The 24,350-nt window shown below is 65.1% G+C and carries 21 protein-coding genes and 2 tRNA genes; 10 read left to right on the top strand and 13 right to left on the bottom strand.

Going from position 1 to position 24,350, the window contains the following annotated elements; genetic code table 11:
* The first annotated feature begins 16 nt into the window (after positions 1-16).
* Positions 17-349: a thioredoxin TrxA gene (gene trxA / locus QHG62_RS09405; RefSeq protein WP_055800184.1), complete on the top strand. Its 333-nt coding sequence runs from the start codon at positions 17-19 to the stop codon at positions 347-349.
* Positions 350-528: 179 nt separating this feature from the next.
* Complete coding sequence (rho, locus tag QHG62_RS09400; RefSeq protein WP_012747432.1) at positions 529-1,794, top strand: transcription termination factor Rho; 1,266 nt, start codon at positions 529-531, stop codon at positions 1,792-1,794.
* A 132-nt stretch (positions 1,795-1,926) separates the two neighbouring features.
* Here the strand turns inward: rho and QHG62_RS09395 are convergent, their stop codons facing one another.
* Entirely contained in the window at positions 1,927-2,988 is a 1,062-nt protein-coding gene (locus QHG62_RS09395) for an oxidoreductase (protein ID WP_281150614.1), read from the bottom strand.
* Positions 2,989-3,140: 152 nt separating this feature from the next.
* Between QHG62_RS09395 and QHG62_RS09390 the strand changes: the two genes are divergently transcribed.
* From QHG62_RS09390 to QHG62_RS09380, 3 genes are all read left to right on the top strand, one after another.
* Positions 3,141-3,410 carry a type B 50S ribosomal protein L31 gene (locus QHG62_RS09390; RefSeq protein ID WP_019653042.1) on the top strand — a complete coding sequence of 90 codons (270 nt, stop codon included), beginning with the start codon at positions 3,141-3,143 and terminating at the stop codon, positions 3,408-3,410.
* A gap of 81 nt (positions 3,411-3,491) precedes the next feature.
* Positions 3,492-5,228 carry a hypothetical protein gene (locus tag QHG62_RS09385; protein ID WP_281150613.1) on the top strand — a complete coding sequence of 579 codons (1,737 nt, stop codon included), beginning with the start codon at positions 3,492-3,494 and terminating at the stop codon, positions 5,226-5,228.
* Between the two features lie 3 nt (positions 5,229-5,231).
* Positions 5,232-6,575 (top strand): MATE family efflux transporter, encoded by a 1,344-nt coding sequence (locus tag QHG62_RS09380; RefSeq protein WP_281150612.1) that lies wholly within the window; start codon positions 5,232-5,234, stop codon positions 6,573-6,575.
* On the opposite strand, the gene phoR is transcribed toward QHG62_RS09380, so the two are convergent.
* The 7 genes from phoR to pstS are packed head-to-tail and all read right to left on the bottom strand — an operon-like array spanning position 6,564 to position 13,222.
* The gene (gene phoR, locus QHG62_RS09375; protein WP_281150611.1) at positions 6,564-7,901 is read right to left on the bottom strand and encodes a phosphate regulon sensor histidine kinase PhoR; all 1,338 of its coding nucleotides are present in this window, start codon (positions 7,899-7,901) and stop codon (positions 6,564-6,566) included. The genes QHG62_RS09380 and phoR overlap by 12 nt on opposite strands.
* Positions 7,902-7,945: 44 nt before the next feature.
* The gene (gene phoB / locus QHG62_RS09370; RefSeq protein ID WP_126746518.1) at positions 7,946-8,638 is read right to left on the bottom strand and encodes a phosphate regulon transcriptional regulator PhoB; all 693 of its coding nucleotides are present in this window, start codon (positions 8,636-8,638) and stop codon (positions 7,946-7,948) included.
* Positions 8,639-8,665: 27 nt separating this feature from the next.
* Positions 8,666-9,367 carry a phosphate signaling complex protein PhoU gene (gene phoU / locus QHG62_RS09365; RefSeq protein WP_281150610.1) on the bottom strand — a complete coding sequence of 234 codons (702 nt, stop codon included), beginning with the start codon at positions 9,365-9,367 and terminating at the stop codon, positions 8,666-8,668.
* A gap of 16 nt (positions 9,368-9,383) precedes the next feature.
* Entirely contained in the window at positions 9,384-10,163 is a 780-nt protein-coding gene (gene pstB, locus QHG62_RS09360; protein WP_281150609.1) for a phosphate ABC transporter ATP-binding protein PstB, read from the bottom strand.
* A 20-nt stretch (positions 10,164-10,183) separates the two neighbouring features.
* A complete protein-coding gene (pstA, locus tag QHG62_RS09355; protein WP_281150608.1) occupies positions 10,184-11,074 on the bottom strand; it encodes a phosphate ABC transporter permease PstA in 891 nt (296 codons plus the stop codon).
* Entirely contained in the window at positions 11,071-12,150 is a 1,080-nt protein-coding gene (gene pstC / locus QHG62_RS09350) for a phosphate ABC transporter permease subunit PstC (protein ID WP_281150607.1), read from the bottom strand. The genes pstA and pstC overlap by 4 nt, the downstream gene beginning before the upstream one ends.
* Before the next feature lie 34 nt (positions 12,151-12,184).
* A complete protein-coding gene (gene pstS / locus QHG62_RS09345) occupies positions 12,185-13,222 on the bottom strand; it encodes a phosphate ABC transporter substrate-binding protein PstS (RefSeq protein ID WP_281150606.1) in 1,038 nt (345 codons plus the stop codon).
* A 268-nt stretch (positions 13,223-13,490) separates the two neighbouring features.
* Here pstS and QHG62_RS09340 point away from each other — a divergent pair, with 268 nt between their 5' ends.
* Positions 13,491-15,011: a Ppx/GppA phosphatase family protein gene (locus tag QHG62_RS09340; RefSeq protein WP_281151553.1), complete on the top strand. Its 1,521-nt coding sequence runs from the start codon at positions 13,491-13,493 to the stop codon at positions 15,009-15,011.
* Positions 15,012-15,017: 6 nt separating this feature from the next.
* Here QHG62_RS09340 and QHG62_RS09335 read toward each other — a convergent pair whose 3' ends face one another.
* From QHG62_RS09335 to QHG62_RS09320, 4 genes are all read right to left on the bottom strand, one after another.
* Positions 15,018-15,800, bottom strand: a complete 783-nt coding sequence (locus tag QHG62_RS09335; protein ID WP_281150605.1) for a hypothetical protein — start codon at positions 15,798-15,800, stop codon at positions 15,018-15,020.
* A 231-nt stretch (positions 15,801-16,031) separates the two neighbouring features.
* The gene (locus QHG62_RS09330; protein ID WP_185868070.1) at positions 16,032-16,493 is read right to left on the bottom strand and encodes a SixA phosphatase family protein; all 462 of its coding nucleotides are present in this window, start codon (positions 16,491-16,493) and stop codon (positions 16,032-16,034) included.
* Between the two features lie 19 nt (positions 16,494-16,512).
* Positions 16,513-18,651: a polyphosphate kinase 1 gene (gene ppk1 / locus QHG62_RS09325; protein ID WP_281150604.1), complete on the bottom strand. Its 2,139-nt coding sequence runs from the start codon at positions 18,649-18,651 to the stop codon at positions 16,513-16,515.
* Positions 18,652-18,827: 176 nt separating this feature from the next.
* Positions 18,828-19,703, bottom strand: coding sequence for a GNAT family N-acetyltransferase (locus QHG62_RS09320; protein ID WP_281150603.1), 876 nt, complete (start codon positions 19,701-19,703; stop codon positions 18,828-18,830).
* A gap of 172 nt (positions 19,704-19,875) precedes the next feature.
* Between QHG62_RS09320 and QHG62_RS09315 the strand changes: the two genes are divergently transcribed.
* From QHG62_RS09315 to QHG62_RS09300, 4 genes are all read left to right on the top strand, one after another.
* A complete protein-coding gene (locus QHG62_RS09315; RefSeq protein WP_281150602.1) occupies positions 19,876-21,555 on the top strand; it encodes an FAD-dependent oxidoreductase in 1,680 nt (559 codons plus the stop codon).
* A 108-nt stretch (positions 21,556-21,663) separates the two neighbouring features.
* Entirely contained in the window at positions 21,664-22,368 is a 705-nt protein-coding gene (locus QHG62_RS09310; protein ID WP_281150601.1) for a glutathione binding-like protein, read from the top strand.
* 36 nt (positions 22,369-22,404) lie between these two features.
* A tRNA-Pro gene (locus QHG62_RS09305) sits at positions 22,405-22,481 on the top strand.
* Between the two features lie 44 nt (positions 22,482-22,525).
* Positions 22,526-22,602: transfer RNA gene (locus QHG62_RS09300), tRNA-Arg, on the top strand.
* A gap of 122 nt (positions 22,603-22,724) precedes the next feature.
* On the opposite strand, the gene QHG62_RS09295 is transcribed toward QHG62_RS09300, so the two are convergent.
* Positions 22,725-24,296 (bottom strand): methyl-accepting chemotaxis protein, encoded by a 1,572-nt coding sequence (locus QHG62_RS09295; protein WP_281150600.1) that lies wholly within the window; start codon positions 24,294-24,296, stop codon positions 22,725-22,727.
* Between the last annotated feature and the right edge of the window lie 54 nt (positions 24,297-24,350).

Below are 24,350 nucleotides of genomic sequence, written 5' to 3'. Positions count from 1 at the left end.
CACAAGGACACATCACATGGCCAGCGACCTGATCAAACACATCTCCGATTCTTCCTTCGAAGCCGACGTGCTCAAGTCCAGCCAGCCCGTGCTGGTCGACTACTGGGCCGAATGGTGCGGCCCCTGCAAGATGATCGCACCCATCCTGGATGAAGTGTCGGCCGCCTATGAAGGCAAGCTGCAGATCGCCAAGCTCAATGTGGACGAAAACCGCGACATCCCGGCCAAGTTCGGCATCCGCGGCATTCCCACGCTCATGCTGTTCAAGGACGGCCAGCTGGCCGCCACCAAGGTTGGCGCCATGAGCAAGGCGCAACTCACGGCTTTCATCGACCAACAGCTCGCCTGAGACATTTCAACCGGCCAACGCGCAATGCGTTGGCCGGACGATTTTTCCTGTCATAATCTCCCACAGATCACCGGCCCTTCCAGGCAACCGGTTCGAGTTCCCCGGTTAGTGAAGCAGTTCTCGCTTCACGTTTAACCTCCCCCCGTTTTCCGATCGATTACCCCGCGAGGGGTCATTCCATGCACTTAAACGAACTCAAGGCACTCCACGTGTCTGAAGTCCTCAAGCAGGCTGAAGCGCTTGAGATCGAAAACGTCGGCCGCATGCGCAAGCAAGAGCTGATGTTCGCGATCATCAAGAAGCGCGCCAAGGCCGGCGAGCAGGTCTTCGCCGACGGCGTGCTCGAAATCCTGCCCGACGGCTTCGGTTTTCTGCGCAGCCCCGACACCAGCTTTACGGCCAGCACGGACGACATCTACATCTCGCCGAGCCAGGTGCGCCGCTTCAACCTGCACACCGGCGACATGATCGAAGGCGAAGTGCGCACGCCCAAGGACGGCGAGCGCTACTTTGCGCTGACCAAGCTCGACAAGGTCAACGACGGTCCGCCCGAGCAGAACAAGCACAAGGTGATGTTCGAGAACTTGACGCCGCTGTTCCCCAAGGAGCAGATGAAGCTCGAGCGCGACGGCATCAAGAGCGACGAGAACATCACGGGCCGGATCATCGACATCATCGCCCCCATCGGCAAGGGCCAGCGCGCCCTGCTGGTGGCGCCGCCCAAGAGCGGCAAGACGGTGATGATGCAGCACATCGCCCACGCCATCAGCGCCAACTACCCCGAAGTGCACATGATGGTGCTGCTGGTGGACGAGCGGCCTGAAGAAGTGACCGAAATGCAGCGCACCGTGAAGGGCGAGGTCATTGCCTCGACTTTTGACGAGCCCGCCGCACGCCACGTGCACGTGGCAGAAATGGTGATCGAGCGCGCCAAGCGCCTGGTCGAGCTCAAGAAGGACGTGGTGATCCTGCTCGACTCGATCACCCGCCTTGCCCGTGCCTACAACAACGTCGTGCCCTCGTCGGGCAAGGTGCTGACCGGCGGTGTCGACTCCAACGCGTTGCAGCGCCCCAAGCGCTTCCTGGGCGCGGCGCGCAACGTGGAAGAAGGCGGCTCGCTCACCATCATCGGCACCGCGCTGATTGACACCGGTAGCCGCATGGACGAAGTGATCTTCGAAGAGTTCAAGGGCACCGGCAACTCCGAAATCCACCTGGACCGCCGCCTGTACGAAAAGCGCGTGTTCCCGTCGATCCAGCTCAACCGCAGCGGCACGCGCCGCGAAGAGCTGCTGCTCGCCCCCGAGATCCTGCAGAAGACGCGCATCCTGCGCCAGCTCATGTACAACATGGACGAGATCGAGTCGATGGAGCTGATGCTCAAGAACATGAAGGCGACCAAGACCAATGTCGAGTTCTTCGACATGATGCGTCGCGGCGGGTAACTGTTGCTCGCCCCCAGGCTGCGCGCACTTCGTGTCGCTACGCCCTCCCCCTACCGGGGGCGGTGCTGACCGCCCGGCAAAGCCGGATCGGTGGCACCCCACGAACGAATGCCCGCCTTTGGCGGGCATTTTTCATGTGCGCAGCGCCTTCCCCTCGGCGGCACTTCTTGCGCCCAGATCCAACAATTCCATCAGCGCGACAGCCTGCTCCGGAGGCACCGGATTCGGACCATTGCCAAGAATCGCGTCGCGCACCGCTGCGTAGTAGTCGACATAGTTGCCGGCCCGCGTGGGCCAGATGCGGCGCTGCGGCTCGCCGCCATCGCTGCCGGGCACCACGAGTTCGCCGTCTTGCGGGTCTGCGCCCCACCCCGCCATGGGCGGCCGCTGGCCGGCGCGCAGCGCGTCTTCCTGCGGATCGACGCCCTGCTTGATGTAGCTGCCGCGCGTACCGTGCACGATGTAGCGCGGCGCCGCATGGGCCGCGAGCGTCGTCGCGTGGAGCACCACGCGCAGCGGCGCATGCGGGCCGCTTTCGTAGCGCAGCACGGCGTGAAAGTAGTCCTCGACCTGCGCCCCGTCTCGCAGCGCCGCGGTGTCGAGCTGCAGCGAGTCGGGCTTTCCGAACAGCTGGACAGCCTGGTCGACCAGATGAGCACCCAGGTCGACCCACAGGCCCGCGCCGGGCACCTTCTGCTCGCGCCAGCGGTCCCGGACCTCGGGGCGAAAGCGGTCGAAATGCGATTCCAGGTACACCGGGCGGCCGAGTTCGCCGCTGGCCAGTACGTCCTTGAGCGTGAGGTAGTCGGCGTCGAAACGACGGTTCTGGTAAACCGCCAAGATCCGATTGTTGCGCCGAGCCAACAATTCGAGCTCCCGGGCCTCGGCCACGTCGAGGGTGAAGGGCTTGTCCACCACCACGTGCTTGCCGGCTTCCAGCGCTGCCCTGGCAACCGGATAATGCAGCGCGTTTGGGGTGGCGACCACCACCAGGTCGATGTCCGCCCGGGCCACCAGCGCCCCTGCATCCGGCACAACAGCCACGTCAGGCCAGTCTGTGTGGACTTTATGGGGCTGCGAGCTCGCCATGGCCGCTAGTTCGAGGCCTGTAACGGCTGAGAGCACGGGCGCATGAAAGGTCTGGCCGGCAAAGCCGTAGCCGACAAGGCCGGCGCGCAAGGTTCTGGAGGTCATCTACGGGGGCCTTTCGCTCGAAACGGCCAGTATGCGATAATCGGCGGCTCCGCGAAAAGTGCGGCTGGGCGTTTTGCCCGGCGCTTCCCCAAGGAACAGCTTGCCCCTTACGGCACGCTTGTGGCTCTCGCATCGACCCCAAAGGAAACACCATGGCAAAAGAAGGCATCCACCCGAATTACCGCGAAGTTCTGTTCGTCGACATGTCGAACGGCTTCAAGTTCGTGACCCGTTCGTGCGCGAACACCAAGGAAATGGGCAAGACCGACGACGGCCGCGAACTGCCGCTGTTCAAGCTCGACACCACGAGCGAATCGCACCCGTTCTACACCGGCACGCAAAAGTCGGTCGACAACATGGGCGGTCGCGTCGAGAAGTTCCGCAACCGCTTCGGCAAGACCACCGGCGCTGCTTCCAAGTAAAGCACGCGCTTTCGCACAGAGGGCAGCCCGGTTTACCGCGCTGCCCTTTTTCTTTCCTAAAACCGCCGTTCGCTCATCTTTGTGAATCAGCCCACTCCTGCGATCGTTGCCCAGAGCGCCGTGCGCCGGTTGCCGCGCATCGCGTTGCTGTTGTTATGCGCCGCCTATCTTCTGCCGGGCCTCGTGGGACGCGGCCCGTGGAAAAGCGCAGACATCACCTCGTTCGGCTACATGGCCGAGCTGGCGCGCACCACCGAAGGCATCGCGCGCTGGTTCGACCCCATGCTGCTGGGCCTCCGGCCTGAAACGCCGGCGCTCATTCCGTACTGGATCGGCGCCTGGGCCATCAAGATCGCGCCCTCGTGGCTGCACCCCGACCTGGCCGTGCGCATCGTCTTTGCGCTGATGCTCTGGGGCACGTTCACTGCCACCTGGTACGCGGTTTACTACCTTGCCCGCACCTCGCGGGCCCAGCCGGTGGCCTTTGCCTTCGGCGGCGAGGCACGCCCCACCGACTACGCCCGCGCCATCGCCGACGGCGGATTGCTGGCGCTGATCGCCTGCCTGGGCCTGGCCCAGCTCGGCCATGAAACCACGCCGGCACTGGCGCAGCTGTACTTCGCATCGCATCTCTTCTACGGCGTGGCCGCGCTGCCGTACCGCCGAGTCGGCCCCGTGATCGCGCTGATCGTCGGAACGGTCGGAATGACGCTGAGCGGCGGTCCCACCGTCGGGCTGGCGCTGGCCATCGGTAGCGCGCTTTTCATGGCCTACGAACGGCGCACCGCCCGGAAGGCCGACGTTACGACGGACGAAGGCCCCGGCTACACCCGGGGGGCGCTAGTGACGATGGTTGCGGTTGCGCTGGTCGCCGCGGCGTTGGCCATCGGGCTTGGACTGCTCGAATGGAAAATCCAGTTGCCGGGCCGCCACCCGAGCAGCACCTCCGTGCTGGGCGACGTGCGCAGCCAGGCCAAGCTGCTGGTGTGGTTCACCTGGCCGGTGTGGCCCCTCGCGATCTGGACGCTCTGGCGCTGGCGCCGCCAGCTCACCGCACGCCATGTGGCGCTGCCCTTCTGGTTTGCGCTGGTGCCGCTGGCCGCCACCTGGACAACCGACTATTCGGACCGTTCGCTGCTGCTGGCGCTGCCGGCGTTCGCCACATTGGCCGCGTTCGCGCTGCCCACCTTCCGGCGCAGCGCGGCGGCGCTGATCGACTGGTTCAACGTTCTGTTCTTCAGCGGGTTGGCCGTGCTGGGCTGGATCTACTGGATCGCCATGCAGACCGGCGTGCCGCCGAAGCCGGCGGCCAGCGTGGCGCGCCTGGTGCCCGGCTTCGTGCCCGAGTTCTCGGTCGTTCCGTTTGTCCTGGCGTTGGCCGCGACCATTGCCTGGTGCTGGGTGGTGCGCTGGCGCACCGGCCGCCACCGCGCCGCGTTGTGGAAAACGCTGGTGCTCCCGGCCGGCGGCACCGCACTGTGCTGGATGCTGCTGATGACGCTCTGGCTGCCTTCCATCGACTACGCGCGCAGCTACGTTCCCCAAGTGCGCGCGGTGGCCGAGCGGGTCGGGCAGCCGAGCTGCGTTGCCGAACTGGCGCTCAGCCGGGCGCACATTGCGGCCTTGCAGCACCACGGCCGGTTCAACCTGCAGCCGCTGCTGCTTGGCACCAATTGCCCGTGGCTGCTGGTCAGCCCTGAAACCATCGAGCGGCTGCACACCATCATTCCCCTGGAGCAATGGCGTTTCAGCGGCACGCTGCGCCGGCCCAGCAGCGCGACCGACGACCTGCTGCTCTATCAAAAGATTGCACCGTAGCAAGTGATTGGCGAAAGAGGTCTGATCGCAAGGCACGCCGGCACGGTGCTGGTCGGCCAGCTGGCCGTCATGGCATTCGGCGTGACCGACACCATCGTGGCCGGGCGCTATGCCGAGAGCGCGCTGGCGGCGCTTTCTGTGGGCGCGGCCGTCTTCGTCAGCGTGTTCGTCTCGCTGATGGGCGTGCTGCAGGCGCTGCTGCCGGTGTGGGCCGAACTGCACGGCGCCGATCGCAGGAGCGAGGTCGGCCGCTCGGTGCGGCAGTCGCTTTACCTGAGCGCCATCACCATCGCCGTCGGCATGGTGGTGCTGCTGTTTCCCGGCGCCGTGTTGCGCTGGACCCAGGTGCCTCCGGAAATGCGCGCCGGCGTCGAGGCCTACCTCGCGGTGCTGGCCTTCGCGCTGCCGCCTGCCCTGCTCTTTCGGTTGTTCAGCACGCTGAACCAAAGCCTTGGCAAGCCGCAGGTGGTCACTTGGCTGCAGCTCGGCTCGCTGTTCGTGAAGCTGCCTCTGTCGATCTGGTTCACCTTTGGCGGCGCGGGCCTGCCGGCCATGGGCCTGGTAGGCTGCGCCTGGGCCACGCTGTGCGTGAACTGGGCCATGCTGGCTTGTGCGGCATGGCTCCTGCGCAGCAGTTCCTTCTACAAGGACTACCGGCTGTGGGAACGCATCGAGGCGCCCGACTGGCGGCAGATCCGCCAGTTTGCGAGTTTGGGCATTCCCGGCGGGCTGGCGGTGCTGGTGGAAGTGACCTCGTTCACCTTGATGGCGCTGTTCATCGCCCGCCTCGGCACGGCCGCGGCCGCCGCGCACCAGATTGCCTCCAACCTGCTGGCAGTGGCCTACATGGTGCCTCTTTCATTGGCCATTGCCACCAGCGCGCGCGTGAGCTTCTGGCTGGGTGCCGGCCAAGCGGCAAGGGCGCGGCGTGCCTGCCGCCTGGGCTTTGAACTCACCGCCCTGTGCGCGCTGTTCTTTGCCGGCGCGATGGTGGCATTGCGCTTCAAGCTGGCCCATGTGTATTCGGACAACCCGGCCGTGGTCGCGATTGCCGCAGCGTTGTTGCTGGTGGTGGCGGTCTATCACTTTGCCGATGCGTTGCAGACGCTGTGCGTCTTCGTGCTGCGCTGCTACCGCGTCACGCTGGCGCCGCTCGTCATTTATTGCACGCTGCTGTGGGGCCTGGGCCTTGGCGGCAGCTATCTGCTGGCCTATCGCGGCCTGGGGCCCTGGCCTGCGATGCAATCGCCCCTGGCGTTCTGGCTCATGGGCTCGGGCGCACTCGCGGTCACGGCCGTGCTGTTCGGGGCGCTGCTCCGGTGGACGATGCAGCGTTCACTTCGATAGCAGCCGCGCTTCCCGCACCCGGTTGGGCGGAAAAACGAGTGCGAAACGAGAGCCCTTGCCCACCGTGCTCTCTATGCGCAGCTCAGCCCCGTGCCGCTGCGCAATGTGCTTGACGATGGCAAGGCCCAGCCCGGTGCCGCCAGTCTCGCGCGAACGGCTGCGGTCGATGCGATAGAAGCGTTCGGTCAGGCGGGGAATGTGCTCCGCGGCAATGCCGGGGCCGGTGTCGCGCACCGCGTATTCGCCGCGCCCATCGGGCAGCAGCCGCCAGCTCACCGCCACCTCGCCTCCGCCGGGCGTGTAGCGAATGGCGTTGGTCAGCAGGTTCGACATGGCGCTTTGCAGTTCGGTCGGCGCGCCAGAGATCTCGGACTCGGCCTCGATGGTGAAAGAAAGGCGGTGCCCCTGCGGCACCAGCCGCCCCGACAAGCCGCGTCCTTCGTCTTCGCATTGGGCAAGCAGCGCGCGGATGCGAATCCACTGGGTGCCCGAAGGCGGCGCGCTGCCTTCGAGGCGCGAAAGCGTCAGCAGGTCGTTCACCAGCGTTTCCATGCGGTGCGACTGCTGGCTCATCAGCGAAAGGTACCGTGTGCGCTCTTCCGCATCGAGCGGGAGGTTCTGCAGCGTTTCGACAAAGCCGGCCAGCACCGTGAGCGGCGTGCGGATTTCGTGCGACACATTGGCGACGAAGTCGCGCCGCATCGCTTCCGCCTGCTCTACGGCGGTGATGTCGCGCGTGAGCAGCATGCGGCGGTTGCCGGCATAGGGATGCACTTGCACCGAAAGCCTCACCGGATGGCTGCGCTGCTGCGCCTGTCCGGGGCCGGAGGCGTCGATGACGACGTCGCGGCTGTAGTTCCACGAGGCCAGGTAGGCCACGAAGGCCGGGTCGCGCACCAGGTTTGCAAGATGCTGCAGAAGATCGCGCTCGGCGTTGATGCCGAACTGGGCGGCCGCCGTCTGGTTGCACCATTCGATGCGGCCCTGCTCATCGAGCAGGATCACGCCGTTGGGCGACGCCTGGATGGCCGCCAGAAACTCCTGGAGGCGCTCTTCGGCCTGCCGGGTCTGCTGCTCGCGCTCGCGCAGCAGCTTGCGAATGCGCTCCGCGAGTTCACCCCACACGCCGGCTCCGCGCGTGGGCAGCCCCGATGCGTTGTTGCGCAGCACCCGCAGCAGGCGCTCGGCCCGCCATGCGTCCAGCGCCAGCCAGAGCACAGCGCCGAGCCATGCGCCCAGCCATCCGAACTTCCAGCCAAAAATGACTGCAGCGCCCACTCCTATTGCGAGGGACGCTATGAGAAACGTAGCAATACGGAAAGGCATGGCGCGCGATTATCCGCGCCCGCGGCCGATGAACACCGCGCTCTTCAAACCGTGACTTGGGCCGTCAGGCGATAGCCGGCGCCGCGCACGGTTTCGACCATGGGCGCCGCGGCACCCAGCGATTCGCGCAGGCGCTTGACGTGCACGTCGACCGTGCGTTCCTCGATGTAGACGTGGTCGCCCCATACCTTGTCGAGCAGTTGCGCACGGCTGTGCACGCGCTCGGCATGCTGCATCAGGTAGGCCAGCAGCTTGAACTCGGTGGGCCCCACCTTGAGCGCGTTGCCCTGCCAGGTGACACGGTGCGTGGCGGTGTCGAGCGCGAGCTCGCCGATTTCGACACGCTCGGTCACCACCTCGGGTGCGCGGCGGCGCAGCACCGCGCGGATGCGCGCGAGCATTTCCTGGGTGGAAAACGGCTTGGTGATGTAGTCGTCGGCGCCCGCGTCCAGGCCTGCCACCTTGTCGGGCTCGTCGCCGCGCGCGGTCAGCATCAGGATGGGGATTGCCTTGGTGCGTGCGTCCTTGCGCCACTGGCGGGCGAGCTGCAGGCCGCTTTGGCCCGGCAGCATCCAGTCGAGCAGGATCAGGTCCGGCAGGAAAGCGTCGATCTCGCGCTGGGCTGCGGCACCGTCTTCCGACCAGATCGGCTCGAAGCCGTTGTGGCGCAGGTTGACGGCGATCAGCTCGGCGATCGACGACTCGTCTTCGACGATCAGGACTCGGGGTTTCTTCATGCTTTCTGGGGAGTCTGGCGCTTGTTGTTACTGCAGCGCCGATTCGATTTCCTGCATCGAAGTGTGCCGCACATCGGCACCCTTGACGATGTAGATGATGAACTCGGCAATATTCTTGGCGTGGTCTCCGATGCGTTCGATGGCCTTTGCCAGGAACAGCAGGTCGAGGCTGGCCGAGATGGTGCGCGGGTCTTCCATCATGTAGGTGACCAGCTTGCGCACGAAGCCGTCGAACTCCTTGTCGATCAGGTCGTCGTCCTTCAGGATCGACAGCGCCGCGGCCGTGTCCAGGCGCGCGAATGCGTCGAGCGCGGTACGCAGCAGGCCCGAGGCCAGGTCGGCCGCAATGCGCAGCTCGTTCGAAGGCAGCGCGCGCGCAGAACCGCTCTCGATGATCGACTTGACCATGCGCGCAATCTTGTTGGCCTCGTCGCCCACGCGCTCCAGGTTGGCGGTGGTCTTCGAAATGGCAATCAGCAGGCGCAGGTCGCGCGCGGTCGGCTGGCGGCGCGCAATGATCGACGACAGCTCGCGGTCGATCTCGATCTCCATCGCGTTGACGCGGTGCTCGGTTTCCATCACGCGGTCGGCCGCATCGGGGTCGAACTGCAGCAGCGCGTACACCGCCTGGTGGATCTGCGCCTCGACCATGCCGCCGAGCTCCATCACGCGCGACGAAACGCCGTTGAGTTCGCTGTCGAACTGGCTGGAGAGATGTTTTTCAGTCATGTGTGCCTCCTTGGCATCAGCCGAAACGGCCGGTGATGTAGTCCTCGGTCTCCTTGCGCTGCGGCTTGAAGAACATCTGTTCCGTTGCGCCGAACTCGATCAGGTCGCCCAGGTACATGTACGCGGTGTAGTCGCTGCAGCGTGCGGCCTGCTGCATGTTGTGCGTCACGATGACCACGGTGTACTCGTTTTTCAGCTCGGCGATCAACTCTTCGATCTTCGCGGTCGAAATCGGGTCGAGCGCGGAGCACGGTTCGTCGAGCAGCAGCACCTCGGGCTTGATGGCAATGCCGCGTGCAATGCACAGGCGCTGCTGCTGGCCGCCCGAAAGGCCCGAACCGCTTTGCTGCAGCTTGTCGCGCACCTCGGTCCAGAGGGCGGCCTTCTTCAGGGCCCACTCGACGCGGTCGTCCATTTCGCTGGCGCTCAGGTTCTCGAACAGCTTCACGCCGAAGGCGATGTTGTCGTAGATCGACATCGGGAACGGCGTGGGCTTCTGGAACACCATGCCGACCTTCGCGCGGATCAACGCCACGTCCTGCTTGGACGTGAGCAGGTTCTCGCCGTCCAGCGCAATGGTGCCTTCGGCGCGCTGCTCCGGGTAGAGCTCGAACATGCGGTTGAAGGTGCGCAGCAGGGTCGACTTGCCGCAGCCCGACGGGCCGATGAAGGCCGTGACCTTGTTCTCTGGGATCTCGAGGTTGATGCCCTTGAGCGCGTGGAACTTGCCGTAGTAGAAGTTCAGGTCCTTGACCGAGATCTTCGAGCGCGACGGTTGTACGACGGTGTTTGGCATGGTTGCTACTTCTTCTTGAATCAGAGTTTGTTGCGCGTGAGAACGCGCGCCAGGATGTTGAGGGCAAGCACGGCCACGGTGATCAGGAACACGCCGGCCCAGGCCAGCTGTTGCCAGTTTTCGTACGGGCTCATCGCAAACTTGAAGATCGTCACCGGCAGGCTGGCCATCGGCTGGCTGATGTCGGCGGTCCAGAACTGGTTGTTCAGCGCGGTAAACAGCAGCGGCGCGGTTTCACCCGCAATGCGCGCCACGGCCAGCAGCACACCCGTGACCACGCCGGCACGCGCGGCGCGCAGGGTGATGCTCAGGATCACCTTCCACTTCGGCGTGCCAAGTGCATAGGCCGCTTCGCGCAGGCCCGGCGGCACCAGCTGCAGCATGTTCTCGGTGGTGCGAATGACCACCGGAATCACGATCAGCGCCAGCGACAGTGCACCCGCAAGGCCCGAGAAGGTCTTGAAGTACGCCACCACCACGGCATACACGAACAGGCCGATCACGATCGACGGCGCCGACAGCAGGATGTCGTTGACGAAGCGCGTGACCGACGAGAGCCAGCCCTTGGGGTTGTACTCGGCCAGGTAGATGCCGGCCATGATGCCGATCGGCGTGCCCACGAAAGTTGCGAGCATCACCATCACGAACGACCCGAAGATCGCATTGGCGATGCCGCCCGCCTCATTGGGGGGCGGGGTCATTTCGGTGAAAGTGGCAAGCGCCAGGCCGCCAAGGCCCAGGCGCAGCGTTTCCCAAAGAATCCAGATGAGCCAGAAAACACCGAACACCATGGCCGCAAGCGACAGCGTAAGCGCGATCTTGTTGACCCGGTTGCGCGCGGCGAACTTGGCCTGGCGCGTTTCGGCCAGCGCCTTGGCGTTCAGCAGGTTTTGAGCGGTGCTCGTACTCATGACTTGGTCCCTTCGCTCTTCTTCATTTGCGCCAGCAGCACCTTCGAAAGCGTCAGCACCACGAAGGTGATGAAGAACAGCACCAGGCCCAGGTACATCAGCGCAGCCTGGTGAAGGCCCGCACCGGCTTCGGCAAACTCGTTGGCGAGTGCCGAGGTGATGCTGTTGGCAGCCTCGAACACCGACAGTGAATTGAGCTGGTTCATGTTGCCGATCACGAAGGTGACCGCCATCGTTTCGCCCAGCGCCCGGCCAAGGCCGAGCATGATGCCGCCGATGACGCCGGCCTTGGTGTACGGCAGCACAACCTTGGAGACCACCTCCCAGGTGGTGGAGCCAAGGCCGTAGGCCGACTCCTTGAGCAGCGGCGGCGTCACCTCGAACACGTCGCGCATCACCGATGCAATGAACGGAATGATCATGATCGCGAGGATGATGCCGGCCGAAAGAATGCCGATGCCCACCGGCGGGCCGGACACGAGGGCGCCGAGGTACGGCACGCCTGCGAGCAGCTTCTGCAGCGGCTGCTGCACCCAGGTGGAAAGAATCGGGCCGAACACGAGCAGGCCCCACATGCCGTAAACGATGGACGGCACAGCGGCGAGCAGCTCGATGGCCGTGCCCAGCGGGCGCTTGAGCCAGCTGGGCGAAAGCTCGGTAAGAAACAGTGCAATGCCGAAGCTCACAGGCACCGCAATCACCAGCGCAATGATCGAAGTGGCCAGCGTGCCGTAGATCATGACCAGGCCGCCGTACTCGTTCTGTACCGGGTCCCACACGCTGCTGGTGAGAAAGCCGAGGCCGTATTTCGAGATGGCGGGCCATGCACCGGCGATCAGCGACAGCAGGATGCCGATCAGCATTGCAAGCGTGAGCAGCGCGGCGCCCTTTGCGGCCCAGCCAAACAGGCGGTCGGCCATCGGGCCGGAGCGCGGTGCCTTGGCTGGCGGTGGAGAGGTGGCGCGCCCGCGCTCGGCCGCGAGGTCGAGCGTGGATGCGGAAGCAGGATAAGTGGATGACACGGGTCGCTCCGGCAATGACGAAAGCGGCGCATCCTCGAGCGAAGTGGTGCTCATGAATGCGCCGTTCCTGGCTTGATGGGTGGGTTGCTTACTTGAACGCGACCGGCTTGCCCGATGCGTCCTTCACCTCGCCCCATGCCTTGGCAATCGTGGCCTTCACCGTATCGGGCATCGGCACGTAGTCCAGGTCGTCGGCGGTCTTGTCGCCGTTCTTGTAGGCCCAGTCGAAGAACTTCAGCACCGTGGTTGCGTTGGCGGGCTTGTCCTGCGACTTGTGCATCAGGATGAAGGTCGCGCCGGTGATCGGCCATGCGCCCTTGTCGGCCTGGTTGGTCAGCACCTGGTAGAAGCTCTTGCTCCAGTCGGCAGCGGCGGCGGCGGCCTTGAATGCCGTGTCTTCCGGCGATACGAAGTTGCCGGCCGCGTTCTGCAGCTGCGCGTAGGTCATCTTGTTCTGCTTGACGTAGGCGTATTCGACATAGCCGATCGAGTTGGGCAGGCGGTTCACGAAAGCGGCAACGCCTTCATTGCCCTTGCCGCCCGCACCGGTGGGCCAGTTCACGGCCGTGCCTTCGCCGACCTTGGTCTTCCACTCGGCGTTGACCTTGCTCAGGTAATTGGTGAACAGGAAGCTGGTGCCCGAACCGTCGGCGCGGCGAACCGGCGCAATGGCGGCATCAGGCAGGGCCAGCGAGCCGTTCAGCGCCTTGATGGCCGGGTCGTTCCACTTGGTGATCTTGCCCAGGTAGATGTCGCCGAGCACCTGGCCGTTGAGCTTCAGTTCGCCGGGCTTGATGCCGGGAATGTTCACTACCGGAATCACGCCGCCGATGACGGTGGGGAACTGCATCAGGCCCTTGGCCTGGAGTTCTTCGTCCTTCAGGGGAGCGTCCGACGCGCCGAAATCGACCGTCTTGGCTTCGATCTGCTTGAGGCCCGCGCCCGAGCCGACCGACTGGTAGTTGATCTTGACGCCGGTGCTCTTGTTGAAGTCAGACGCCCACTTGGCATACAGCGGTGCGGGAAAGCTCGCGCCGGCGCCGGTTACGTCTTGTGCAAAAGCGGGAACTTGAGCGAAGACCGCGGCCACGAGGCCGGCGGCTGCAAATTTGAAAGTCGTTTTCATGAGGCTTCCTTTTTTAGAAGTAAGAAGTAGTCCCTTTCGGGCTTGGGACGGACTCTAGAAAGCTTGTGTGACATCGGTGTGACACCCCGCCACAGAGGGAAAATGGCGTTGGCTGCCATGCGGCTTGTATGACGCTGTCACACAACCGTCATTCACGCGGCATAGCCTTCCGAGCCTCGCCGCCGGCGATTCGGGCGTCGGCGCAGCTGCCACCGTCTTTCACGGCGCTACGATGAGGGCCACCCGCCTTCTTCATCACTACAACTACATGCAAAACGGCACCCGCCTCGCCGCAGTCGATCTCGGTTCGAACAGCTTCAGGCTCGAAATCGGACAGGTCGATTACGGCCAGATTCACCGCACCGAATACCTCAAGGAGACCGTGCGCCAGGGCAACGGCCTGGACAGCGCCCGGAACCTCACGCCCGAGGCGATGCAGCGCGGCTGGGACGCCCTCGCCCGCTTTGGCGAGCGGCTGGCCGGCTTCAAGCGATCGCAGGTGCGCGCCGTGGCCACCCAGACGCTGCGCGAAGCCCGCAACCGCGAAGAATTTCTATTGCGGGCGCGCACCATCCTGGGGTTTGGCATCGACGTGATCCCCGGGCGCGAAGAGGCCCGCCTTATCTACCAGGGCGTGGCACACATGCTCCCGCACACCGACGCCTCCGACCGGGAGCGCCGCCTGGTGGTGGACATCGGCGGGCGCTCGACCGAAATGATCATCGGCCGCGCACTGGAAGCCGAGCTCATGGAGTCTTACCGCGTCGGAAGCGTCGCGTGGTCGATGAAGCACTTTGCGGAAGGCCTCTTCACCCCGGCCGCATTCCGCGCCGCCGAGGTGGCCGCCAAGGCCGTGCTGGACGATGCGCTCTCCAGCTACACCCGCGACCAGTGGGATGTGGCGTACGGCGCTTCCGGCACCATTGGCGCGGTCGGCGACGTGCTGGCCGCCGCCGGCGGAGAGCCGGGCCTGATCACCCGCGACGGGCTCGACTGGCTGGTCGACCGCCTGCTGAAGGCGGGCAGCGCCGACAAGCTGCGCATCGACGGCATGCGGGAAGACCGCAAGCCCGTCATTGGCGGCGGCGTGAGCGTGCTGCGGGCCGTGTTCGACCTGCTCGGCATTGAAGAAATGAAAGTGGCCCAGGGCGCGCTTCGCCATGGCGTGCTCTACGAGTTGCTGGAACGAGACGAAGGCGTGGCCGATTTGCGCACCGCCACGGTGGCGCGGCTGGCCAGCCGCTTTTCTGTCGATGCAGCCCAGGCCAGGCGAGTGGGCGAAACGGCCGCCGCACTCTTCGTGCAGCTCACGCCGGCGGCACGCGGCGGCAGCGCCACCAGCCGCGCCGGCCGGGCGCTGCGAAAGCTGGGCTGGGCGGCGCAGTTGCATGAGATCGGCACGCTGGTTTCGCACAGCGACTATCACAAGCACGGCGCCTACATCCTGGACAACACCGACGCACCCGGCTTTGCCGTGAATGAACTGCACGCGCTCGGCCAGCTGGTTCTGGGCCAACGCGGCAAGCTGCGCAAGCTCGAGGCCGCACTGGATGATGAAACCTTCGTCATGCAGCTGCTGTCGCTGCGCCTGGCAGTCATCCTGTGCCACGCCCGCCGCGATCCCGATCCGCAAGCGCTGCATCTCGCGGCTTTGGGCGCCAGGGCTTTCACGATTGCCTGTGCGCCCGACTGGGCCGACGCCTACCCGCAGTCCGCACACCTGCTGCGCGAAGAAGTGCTGGCCTGGCAAAAGACCAGCAACTGGCGCGTTGAACTCAGCGGCGCCTGAGCTATCTCACTTTGCCTCGAGGCCGGCCGTGAGGGCGGGTTCCGCGCTGGCCAGGCGAGACGACTCGTCCTCGCCGAACATGCCGGCATACGCGGTGTGGAGGATTCGCGAAAGCCCCTGCCGGAGGCCCTCCTGCGCCTTGGCCGTGTCCTGCAGCAAGCCGTCGTACGCAAGGAAGGTCGGCTCCTCCAGGTCGGAGGTGTGGGTCGTCTGGTAAAGAACGGCCTGCTGCTCGTTCCTGAGCGTCTGCTCGATGGCGACGAAGGGCTTGAAGCTCGACGTCATGTCGGGCGCCGAATAGATGGTGGTGACCCGCACGGTCAACGTGCTGTAGCCGGGGGTCGGCTGGAACCCGGCTGCCTGCAGCTGCGCGAGTCCGCCGTCCACGCGCAGGGCTGGCGTCAGCTTTACCTCTCGGCCCCCGGTGCGCAAGCGCGCCGCCAACTGCTCCGCGAATTGCCGGTTGAGCGACGTTGCGCCACTGTTCTTCACGGCGGCCGTGAACTCCAGCGTGCGCCTCTCCATGCGGCTGGCCATCGTTACCCGTGTGCCCACCTCGACACCGAGCGCCACCAGCGTTCCGACCGGCCCGAAAACCCCGGCCCAACCGATGATTGCGGAGCCCCCGCCATCCATGACGGTCAGCTGGTCCTGATCGTTGTAGACGAGTTCGATCCTCGAGATCGACCGGGTGGCGTCGTGGCGTACCTGGGGTGCGGGCTCAGGCGTGCTCGTGGCGCATCCGGCCAGGAGGGCTGCAGCAGCCAACAGGGAGACGAGCGCTTTCATGGGGCATCCGCGGTGACAGACGGCTGCAACAGCCCTCGCCACCTGGCGCCCGGGAATCCGCGGCACACAAGGCACTTGCTGCGCAATCGCCTTGTGGTTGTAAGTTATGGATGCAATTTGTGACCAAATGCATCTGGCGTGGCCATTGTGCCTACATGCCGCCGCCGCGGAGCCCTGATTTGGTCAATTAGTTTACAGTTTTGGGCAAATTCTCTGCCCCGCACACTCCCATCACAGGAGTTCGGGCGATTGGACGGTAACCACCACCGTCTGCACATCGCCGTCGCGCTCGCGCGTTCGAATCCACCACAGCGCGCCCTTGCGCACAGGGCAGCTGTCCTGCTTGAGTCCAAGAAGCAGCGAGATGGCCTGGCCCACCGACGGCTGGTGGCCGATCATCAGCACCACCGACTTTCCGTTGGGCCAGCCGGCCGCGCCCAGCATGGCCTCGGCCGTGGTGTCTGGCGCGAGTTCGGAACGCAGCTTGTATTTGCGGCCGAGCGCGAGCGCAGTCTGCTCGCAGCGCCGCGCCGGGCTGCAGATGATGCGGGTGCCGTCGGGCAATTGCCGGTCGAGCCAGCTGGCCATGCGCTTGGCCTGCTTTTCGCCGCGCGCGGTAAGGGAGCGCTGCAGGTCGTCGCAGCCCTCGGTCCAGTCTTCGGCTTCGGCATGGCGCCAGAAGATCAAGTCCATGCTCATCGTCTTTCGATGGTCAGTTGCTGGATGCATCGGCGTGATGCCCTCGCGATGCATATCGGTTCATGAGCGCAGTCTGCGCGCCGTGCGCCTCGACGGCGCGCGAAGCACCCGCCTCTCCAGGGTGGGTGTCGCGGTCGACGCGCGTGTAGATGCCATCGCCGCCAAGGTCCCAGGCATCGCGGCCGTCGTGCAGGTAGGCCACAAGGCATTCGTCGATCAGGCGCTGGCGAAGGCTCGGATCGGTAACCGGCCAGGCCAGTTCCACGCGCCGCATCATGTTGCGGTTCATCCAGTCGGCGCTTGAAAGGTAGAGCGACTCTTCTTCGCCGCTGCGGAAGTAGAAGACCCGCGAATGCTCCAGGAAGCGCCCGATCACCGAGCGCACGCGGATGTTGTCCGTCAACCCCGGCACCTGCGCCGGCAATGTGCACGCACCGCGCACGATGAGATCGATCTTTACGCCCTGCTGCCCCGCACGCATGAGCGCGGCAACCAGCTGGTCGTCGGTCAGCGCATTCATCTTTGCAACGATGCGCGTGGGCTCTCCGGCTGCGGCAGCCATGCCCAGGGCATCGATCTGCGCAACGAGGTTCTTGTGCAGGTCGAACGGCGCGAGCCACATGCGGTTGAGCTTGGGCAGGCGGCTCTGGCTTGCCAAGTGAACGAACACCGCTTCCATGTCGGCCGTCAGCAGCGGATCGGCCGTCAGGTGGCTGATGTCGGTGTAGAGCTTGGCCGTGCGGGGGTTGTAGTTGCCGGTGGAAAGATGGCCGTAGCGGCGCATCTGCTTGCCCTCGCGGCGCGTTACCAGCAGCATCTTGGCGTGCGTCTTCAGGCCCACCACGCCGTACACCACCTGCGCACCGATCGACTCGAGCATTTCGGCCCAGTTGATGTTGGCCTCTTCGTCGAATCGCGCCTTGAGCTCCACCACCACCGTCACTTCCTTGCCGCGGCGCACAGCTTCGCGCAGCAGGTCCATGAGCTCCGAATCTGCACCGGTGCGGTAGATGGTCTGCTTGATGGCCAGCACTTGCGGGTCTTGCACGGCCTCGCGCAAAAACGCGAGCACGCCGTCGAAGCTTTCGAAGGGCTGGTGGATCAGCACGTCGCCGCGCTGCAGCCGCTCGAAGAACGACTGCGCCGGAGACAGCGTGACCGGGTACGAAGCCGAGTACGGCGGAAAGCGCAGCTGCGGCTCGTCCAGCAGGTCGATCAGCTGCGTGAGCCGCGCCAGGTTGACAGGGCCATGCACGCGATAGAGCGCCTGCGGCGGCAGGTTGAACTGCGCCAGCAGAAAGCTTGCGAGCGACTCGGCACAACTCGCCGACACCTCGAGCCGCACGGCTTGCCCGTAGTGGCGATGCTGCAGCCCCTGGCGCAAGGCGGTGCGCAGGTTCTTGACGTCTTCTTCGTCGACCGCAAGATCGGAATGCCGCGTGACGCGGAACTGCGAAAAGTCGCCCACCTCGCGGCCCGGGAACATGCCGGCCAGATGCGCGCGGACCACGCTCGAAAGCGCCACGAACAGCGTCTTGCCGTCCGACACCTTGGCCGGCATGCGAATGACGCGCGGCAGCACACGCGGCACCTTGACGATCTGGATCGGGTTTTCGCGCCCGAACGCGTCCTTGCCGCCGAGCCGCACGATGAAGTTGAGCGACTTGTTGGCCACTTGCGGAAACGGGTGCGCCGGATCGAGCCCCACCGGAATCAGCAACGGGCGCACTTCGCGCTCGAAATATTCGCTGACCCATTTGCGCTGCGCCGCGTTGCGCTCGCCGTGCGAAATGATGTGGATGCCGTGCTTGGCAAACGTGGGCATCAGCTCGTCATTGTAGAGCGCATATTGGCGCCCCACCAGCGTGTGGGCAGCCTCGGACAAGCGCTCGAAAGACTCGGTGGTGTAGGTGCCCTTCTGGTCGCTGGCGCTGCTGGCAATCAGGTGCGGTGCGGCGCGGACCTCGAAGAATTCGTCGAGGTTCGATGAAACGATGCACAGGTAGCGAAGGCGCTCGATGAGCGGCACCTCGGGCCTGTGGGCCCAATCGAGCACGCGCTCGTTGAAAGACAGGATGCTGTGATCGCGGTCGAGCAGCGTGAGCGCCGATGCCGCGACCGCAAGTGTCCGGTCAGCGGTAGCAGATTGCATGGGCACTGATTCTGGGGCAAGGGGCACGGGAGCACACGTAGGCGGAAATATGACAGTTTCGTCCTTGTTTGTGACGTTTCCGTGACGCTCCTGTGACGCCGATTCCCCGCCGGCCATCTCGCCCGGACCGGGCAAGGAAGCCGAAGGCCTGGCGGCGGGCCGGGCGACCGCCGGTTTCATGCGCCGAGAAAGTGCTTGCGGTAGCGCGCCGGCAAGTCGTCGATGCGCATCAGCATCGGCAGGTCCGCGGTGTTGAAGTCCGGGTCCCATGCGGGTGCGCCAAGCACCTTGGCGCCCAGGCGCAGGTAACCCTTGATGAGCGCGGGCGGCTCGACGTCGAGCGCGCTGTCCAGGCGCTCGACCGGCAACGGCAGCCTTGGCTGCACCTGGTACTGGATCGGCGCCATGTGGCTGGCCGACAGCTGGCGCCAGATACTGGCCGCCGCATCGCCATTGGTCACGCCGTTGTGTGACATGGGAATGCTCGCGCAGCCGATCATCGTGTCGAGCTTGTTGCGATGCATGAAGCCCGCCAGGGCGCCCCACAGCGCAAGAATGACCCCGCCCTGCCGGTGATCGGGGTGCACGCAGCTGCGGCCCAGCTCGACCATGCGCTCGCGCAGGTCGCGCAGCCGGGTCAGGTCGAACTCGGTGTCGCTGTAGGTGCTGCCCACACGCCGGGCCTGGGCCGGCGTGAGCACGCGGTAGGTGCCAATTACTTGCTGCGTGAGCTCGTCGCGCACCAGCAGGTGCTCACAGAAGTCGTCGAACAGGTCGATGTCGTGTCCGGGCACCGGCGTGCTCACGCGTGCGCCCATTTCGCCGACGAACACTTCGTAGCGCAGGCGCTGCGCGGCGCGCACGTCATCGAGGTGGCGCGCCCAGCTCACCGTGATGCCCTGCTTGGCATCGACGACCGGTGGCACCAGAACCGCAGCAGGCGCCTCGGGCACCGACGTGCGCGCGGCGTTTGCAACAGCAGGGACGGGCCACAAGGCGGCGCGCAGTCCGATCTGCGACAGCGGAAACGTCGGATTGGGCAGTTCTTTCATTGGGAACCCTTTCTGCCGACGGAGTCTCTGCACTCGCGGTGAAACCGGCATGTCAATGGCATTGCATTTGCATGACGGGTGTTACAGCCCGTGCGGCCTGGCAACCCTGAATGCCCAGCCAAGGCCCTGAGGTTGTCTAATGCGGTGGGTTCGCGACACGGAGTTTTTTCAAATGGCCACAGACGCAAGCAGCAATTTCGACAATCGTCTTCACCAGACCTTTCCCGTTCTCAGCGATACCGAAATCGCGCGCATCGCGCGATTCGGAACGGTGCAGCGTTTTGCCCGCGGGGAAAGACTGTTCACCGCCGGCGAAACAGGCCCTGGCATGTTCGTGCTGCTCAAGGGCGTGGTGGCCATTACGCAGCGCGACGGCCTCGGGCACGTGGTGCCCATCGTTCGCCAGGGGCCGGGCGAGTTTCTTGCCGAGGTGGGCCAGCTCAGCGGCCGCCCTGCCCTGGTCGATGGACATGCCGACGAAGACGTCGAAGCGATCGTCGTACCCCCGCCCCAGTTGCGCGCACTGCTCGTGGCCGAGGCCGACCTCGGCGAACGCATTACCCGCGCGCTGATCTTGCGGCGCGTGGCGCTGATCGAATCGGGTGCGAGCGGGCCGGTGCTCATCGGCAAGCCCGAGTCGCCCGACATGGCGCGGCTGGAAAACTTCTTGCGCCGCAACGGGCACCCGTATCACCTGGTCGATGCGGCGGAAGACCCCGACGCCGCGGCGCTGCTCGAACAGTACGGCACCTGCAAGCTGCTGGCCGTGTGCCCCGACGGCTCGGTGCTGGTCAATCCGGCCGAAGATGCCTTGGCGCGCTGCCTTGGCATGGTGGACACCGCCGAGCGCGATGAGCTGTTCGACGTGGCCGTGGTCGGTGCCGGCCCGGCCGGCCTGGCAACTGCGGTGTATGCCGCATCCGAAGGCCTGCACGTGATCGTTCTCGATTGCCGCGCCTTCGGTGGCCAGGCCGGCGCCAGCGCGCGCATCGAGAACTACCTTGGCTTTCCCACCGGCATTTCGGGGCAGGCCCTCGCGGGCCGGGCCTTTGTGCAAGCGCAGAAGTTCGGCGTCGAGATGCTCATTCCAGCCAAGGTCACCTCGCTGGACTGCACGCGCAAGAACGCAATGGGCAGCCTGCGCATCGCGCTGGCCGACGGGCGCACCATCAACGCGCGCACGGTGGTCATTGCCAGCGGCGCGCGCTATCGGCGGCCCGATGTTCCGCGGCTCTCCGAGTTCGAAGGCCGCGGCATCTGGTACTGGGCTTCGGCCATCGAAGCCAAGCTTTGTTCGCAGCAGGAGGTGGCACTGGTAGGCGGCGGCAACTCGGCGGGGCAAGCCGCGGTGTTCCTGTCGCGGCATGCGGCCAAGGTCAATGTGCTGGTGCGCGGCCCATCCCTCGCGGCCAGCATGTCGCGCTACCTCATCGACCGCATCGAGGCCACGCCCAACATCGAACTGCATCCGCACACGCAGCTGGTAAAGCTGAACGGAAGCTCCGACGAAGGCCTGACCGGCGCCAGGTGGCGCAGCCAGACCACCGGCGACGAACACGATTGCGCGGCCCGAAACATCTTCCTGTTTGTCGGCGCCGAGCCCGAAACCAGCTGGCTCGAGGGGTGCGGTGTTTCGGTCGACAAGCACGGCTTTGTGCTGACGGGCGATGCGGCGAGCAGCGGCTTTCCGGCGCGCCCCTCAGCGGCGCTCGAGTCCAGCGTGCAGGGCGTCTTTGCCGTGGGCGACGTGCGCTCGGGCTCGGTCAAGCGCGTGGGCGGCGCCATCGGCGAAGGCGCTGCCGTGGTGGCATTGATTCACCAGCACCTGTCGTCCACTTCGGCCGTCGCCTGAGCGCCGCGGCGGGCATCGGCCGCGCAATTCCCTGCCCCGCGCACATTTGCATCGCCGCGTATATCCTGCCTGCCTCGAACCACAACCCGCACATCGGAGCCCCGAGACATGCCTGCATCGCCCATCGAGGTTTATTCCTGGCCAACGCCCAACGGCCACAAGATCCACATCATGCTGGAGGAGTGCGGCCTGCCGTACAACGCCCGACCGATCAACATTGGCAAGGGCGACCAGTTCGCGCCTGATTTCCTGCAGATCAGCCCCAACAACAAGATTCCCGCCATTACCGACCCCGACGGTCCGGACGGCAAGCCCATTTCGCTCTTCGAATCGGGCGCCATCCTCGTTTACCTCGCAGGCAAGACCGGCAAGCTGCTGCCCAAGTCGGACCGCGAACGCTACGACGTGCTGCAATGGCTCATGTTCCAGATGGGCGGCGTTGGCCCCATGCTCGGCCAGGCGCATCACTTTCGCATGTATGCGCCTGAAAAGATCACCTACGCCATCGAGCGCTACAGCAACGAAGCCAAGCGGCTCTACGGCGTGATCGACAAGCAGCTGTCGAAGAACAAGTTCATTGCCGGCAAGACCTATTCCATTGCCGACATCGCCATCTTCCCGTGGCTGCGCAGCTGGGACAAACAGGGCATTACCCTCACCGACTACCCGCACCTGAAAGCCTGGTTCGACGCCATCGCCGCCAGGCCCGCAGTGCAGCGCGGAGTGAAAGTGCTGGCCGATTTGCGCCAGCCGATCACCGGCGACAAGGAACGCGAGATTCTTTTCGGCAAGACGCAATACGAGAAACGCTGAGGGCACCCGATATTCAAGCTAGAATAGAAGGCTTGTCGGGGTGTAGCGCAGCCTGGTAGCGCATCTGGTTTGGGACCAGAGGGTCGAAGGTTCGAATCCTTTCGCCCCGACCAAGTTTCTTCTGTATTTTTCGTTTTGCTTCTGTCCGGCCCGGAATCTGCCCGTAGCTCAGTTGGATAGAGCACCTGCCTTCTAAGCAGGTTGTCGGGGGTTCGATCCCCTCCGGGCAGGCCAATCCCCCATCTCTTGCAGCTTCACGCTGCCTGCGCAAACCCACAGCCGCTTGGCGATTGCGCCGCCGCACCGATGCCGATGCGGGCAGGCCGCCTCCGCTGTCCTTTTGCGTTCGAGTTCGGTCAGGCGAACGCCATTTCGCGGCGCGCCTCGTCCAACCTGAAGACACCCACCAACTGAGACAGGTTGCCCGCCTGGTCCTGCAGCGAGGCGGCTGCAGCAGCGGCTTCTTCCACCAGCGCGGCGTTCTGCTGGGTGACCTGGTCCATCTGCGTGATGGCCTGGTTGATCTGCTCGATGCCGGTCGTCTGCTCCTGGCTGGCGGCGGCGATCTCGCCCATGATGTCGGTCACCCGGCGCACGCTCGCGACAATTTCATCCATCGTCTGGCCTGCTTCAGCCACCTTCTGGCTGCCGGCCTCGACCTTGCCGACAGAGTCGTCGATCAAGCCCTTGACTTCCTTGGCCGCTGCGGCCGAGCGCTGCGCAAGGTTGCGCACCTCTGCCGCCACCACCGCGAAGCCCCTGCCCTGCTCGCCGGCGCGGGCCGCCTCCACTGCGGCGTTCAGCGCCAGGATGTTGGTCTGGAACGCGATGCCGTCGATCACCGCGATGATGTCCACGATCTTGCGCGATGACGAGTTGATCGATCCCATGGTGTCGACCACCTCGCTCACCACGCTGCCGCCGCGCACCGCCACTTCGGACGCCGAGGCCGCAAGCTGGTTGGCCTGGCGGGCGTTGTCCGCGTTCTGCTTGACTGTAGAAGTCAACTCCTCCATGGAGGCGGCGGTTTGCTGGAGTGAACTTGCCTGCTGCTCCGTGCGTGACGACAAGTCCTGGTTTCCCGATGCGATCTGGCCGGACGCCGTGGCGATCGTGTCAGTGCCTTGGCGCACCTCGCCGACCACCTTCGAGAGGTTGTCGTTCATCGACTTGAGCGCCGTCAGCAACTGGCCGACCTCGTCGCGTGTGCTGGCGACGATCCGGGTGGTCAGGTCACCTGCCGCCACCCGCTCCGCCAGGCCGAGCGCATCGCGCATCGGACGCACGATTCCCACGGTGAGCCGCCACGCGCACAAGGCACCCGCCAGCAGCGCAACGGCGGACAGGCAAATCACGACCCAGCGGCCGCTCTGATGGATCTGTTGGATCTCGCGGGCTTTCGCGTCGATCTGCACCCGCTGGTTTTCTGCAATCTGCTGCACGGCCTTGCCGTAGACCTGAAGCGCCGCCTGGTAGTCCGTGTCGGCCAGCTTGCCGGCCGCTTCGTTGTCGCCGGCCGCCTTCAGCTTGTTGATTGTCGCCAGGTGGGCCAACACCTTCTTGCGGGCCTCGACCACGTCGTCGAACGACTTCTTCTCATCCGGCGAGGTGAGCAGCCTGCCCATCTCCTCCTGGACCGGGTTGATCGACGCCACCCCCTCGGTCAGGTTCTTCTTGAAGTAGGCTTCATTCGCACTGTCTGTGGCCTTGGCCATGCCAAAGGAGTGGACGATGCTCGGGCCGAGCAGGTTGGCCCAGCGGTTTGCAACGCGTTCCTTTACCAGCGCTTCGTCGACCATCACGCTGGCCGAATGCGCCACGGCATTCAGCCGGATCAGGGCGACGCCGGAAACCAGCATCATCAGCAACAAGATGGCGGCAAAGCCTCCGCTGAGGCGGATGCCGATTTTCATATCTCGCAAGTGCATGGAGCTCTTCTTTCACAGGTGAGGGGCGTGTCCGGTCGGGAGTGGAGCTCTGGG

The organism is Variovorax paradoxus, from assembly GCF_029919115.1.
Taxonomy (GTDB): Bacteria; Pseudomonadota; Gammaproteobacteria; order Burkholderiales; family Burkholderiaceae_C; genus Variovorax; species Variovorax paradoxus_O.
The sequence above is the reverse complement of the archived record's forward strand: the minus strand, read 5'-3'. Positions and strand labels throughout refer to the sequence as shown.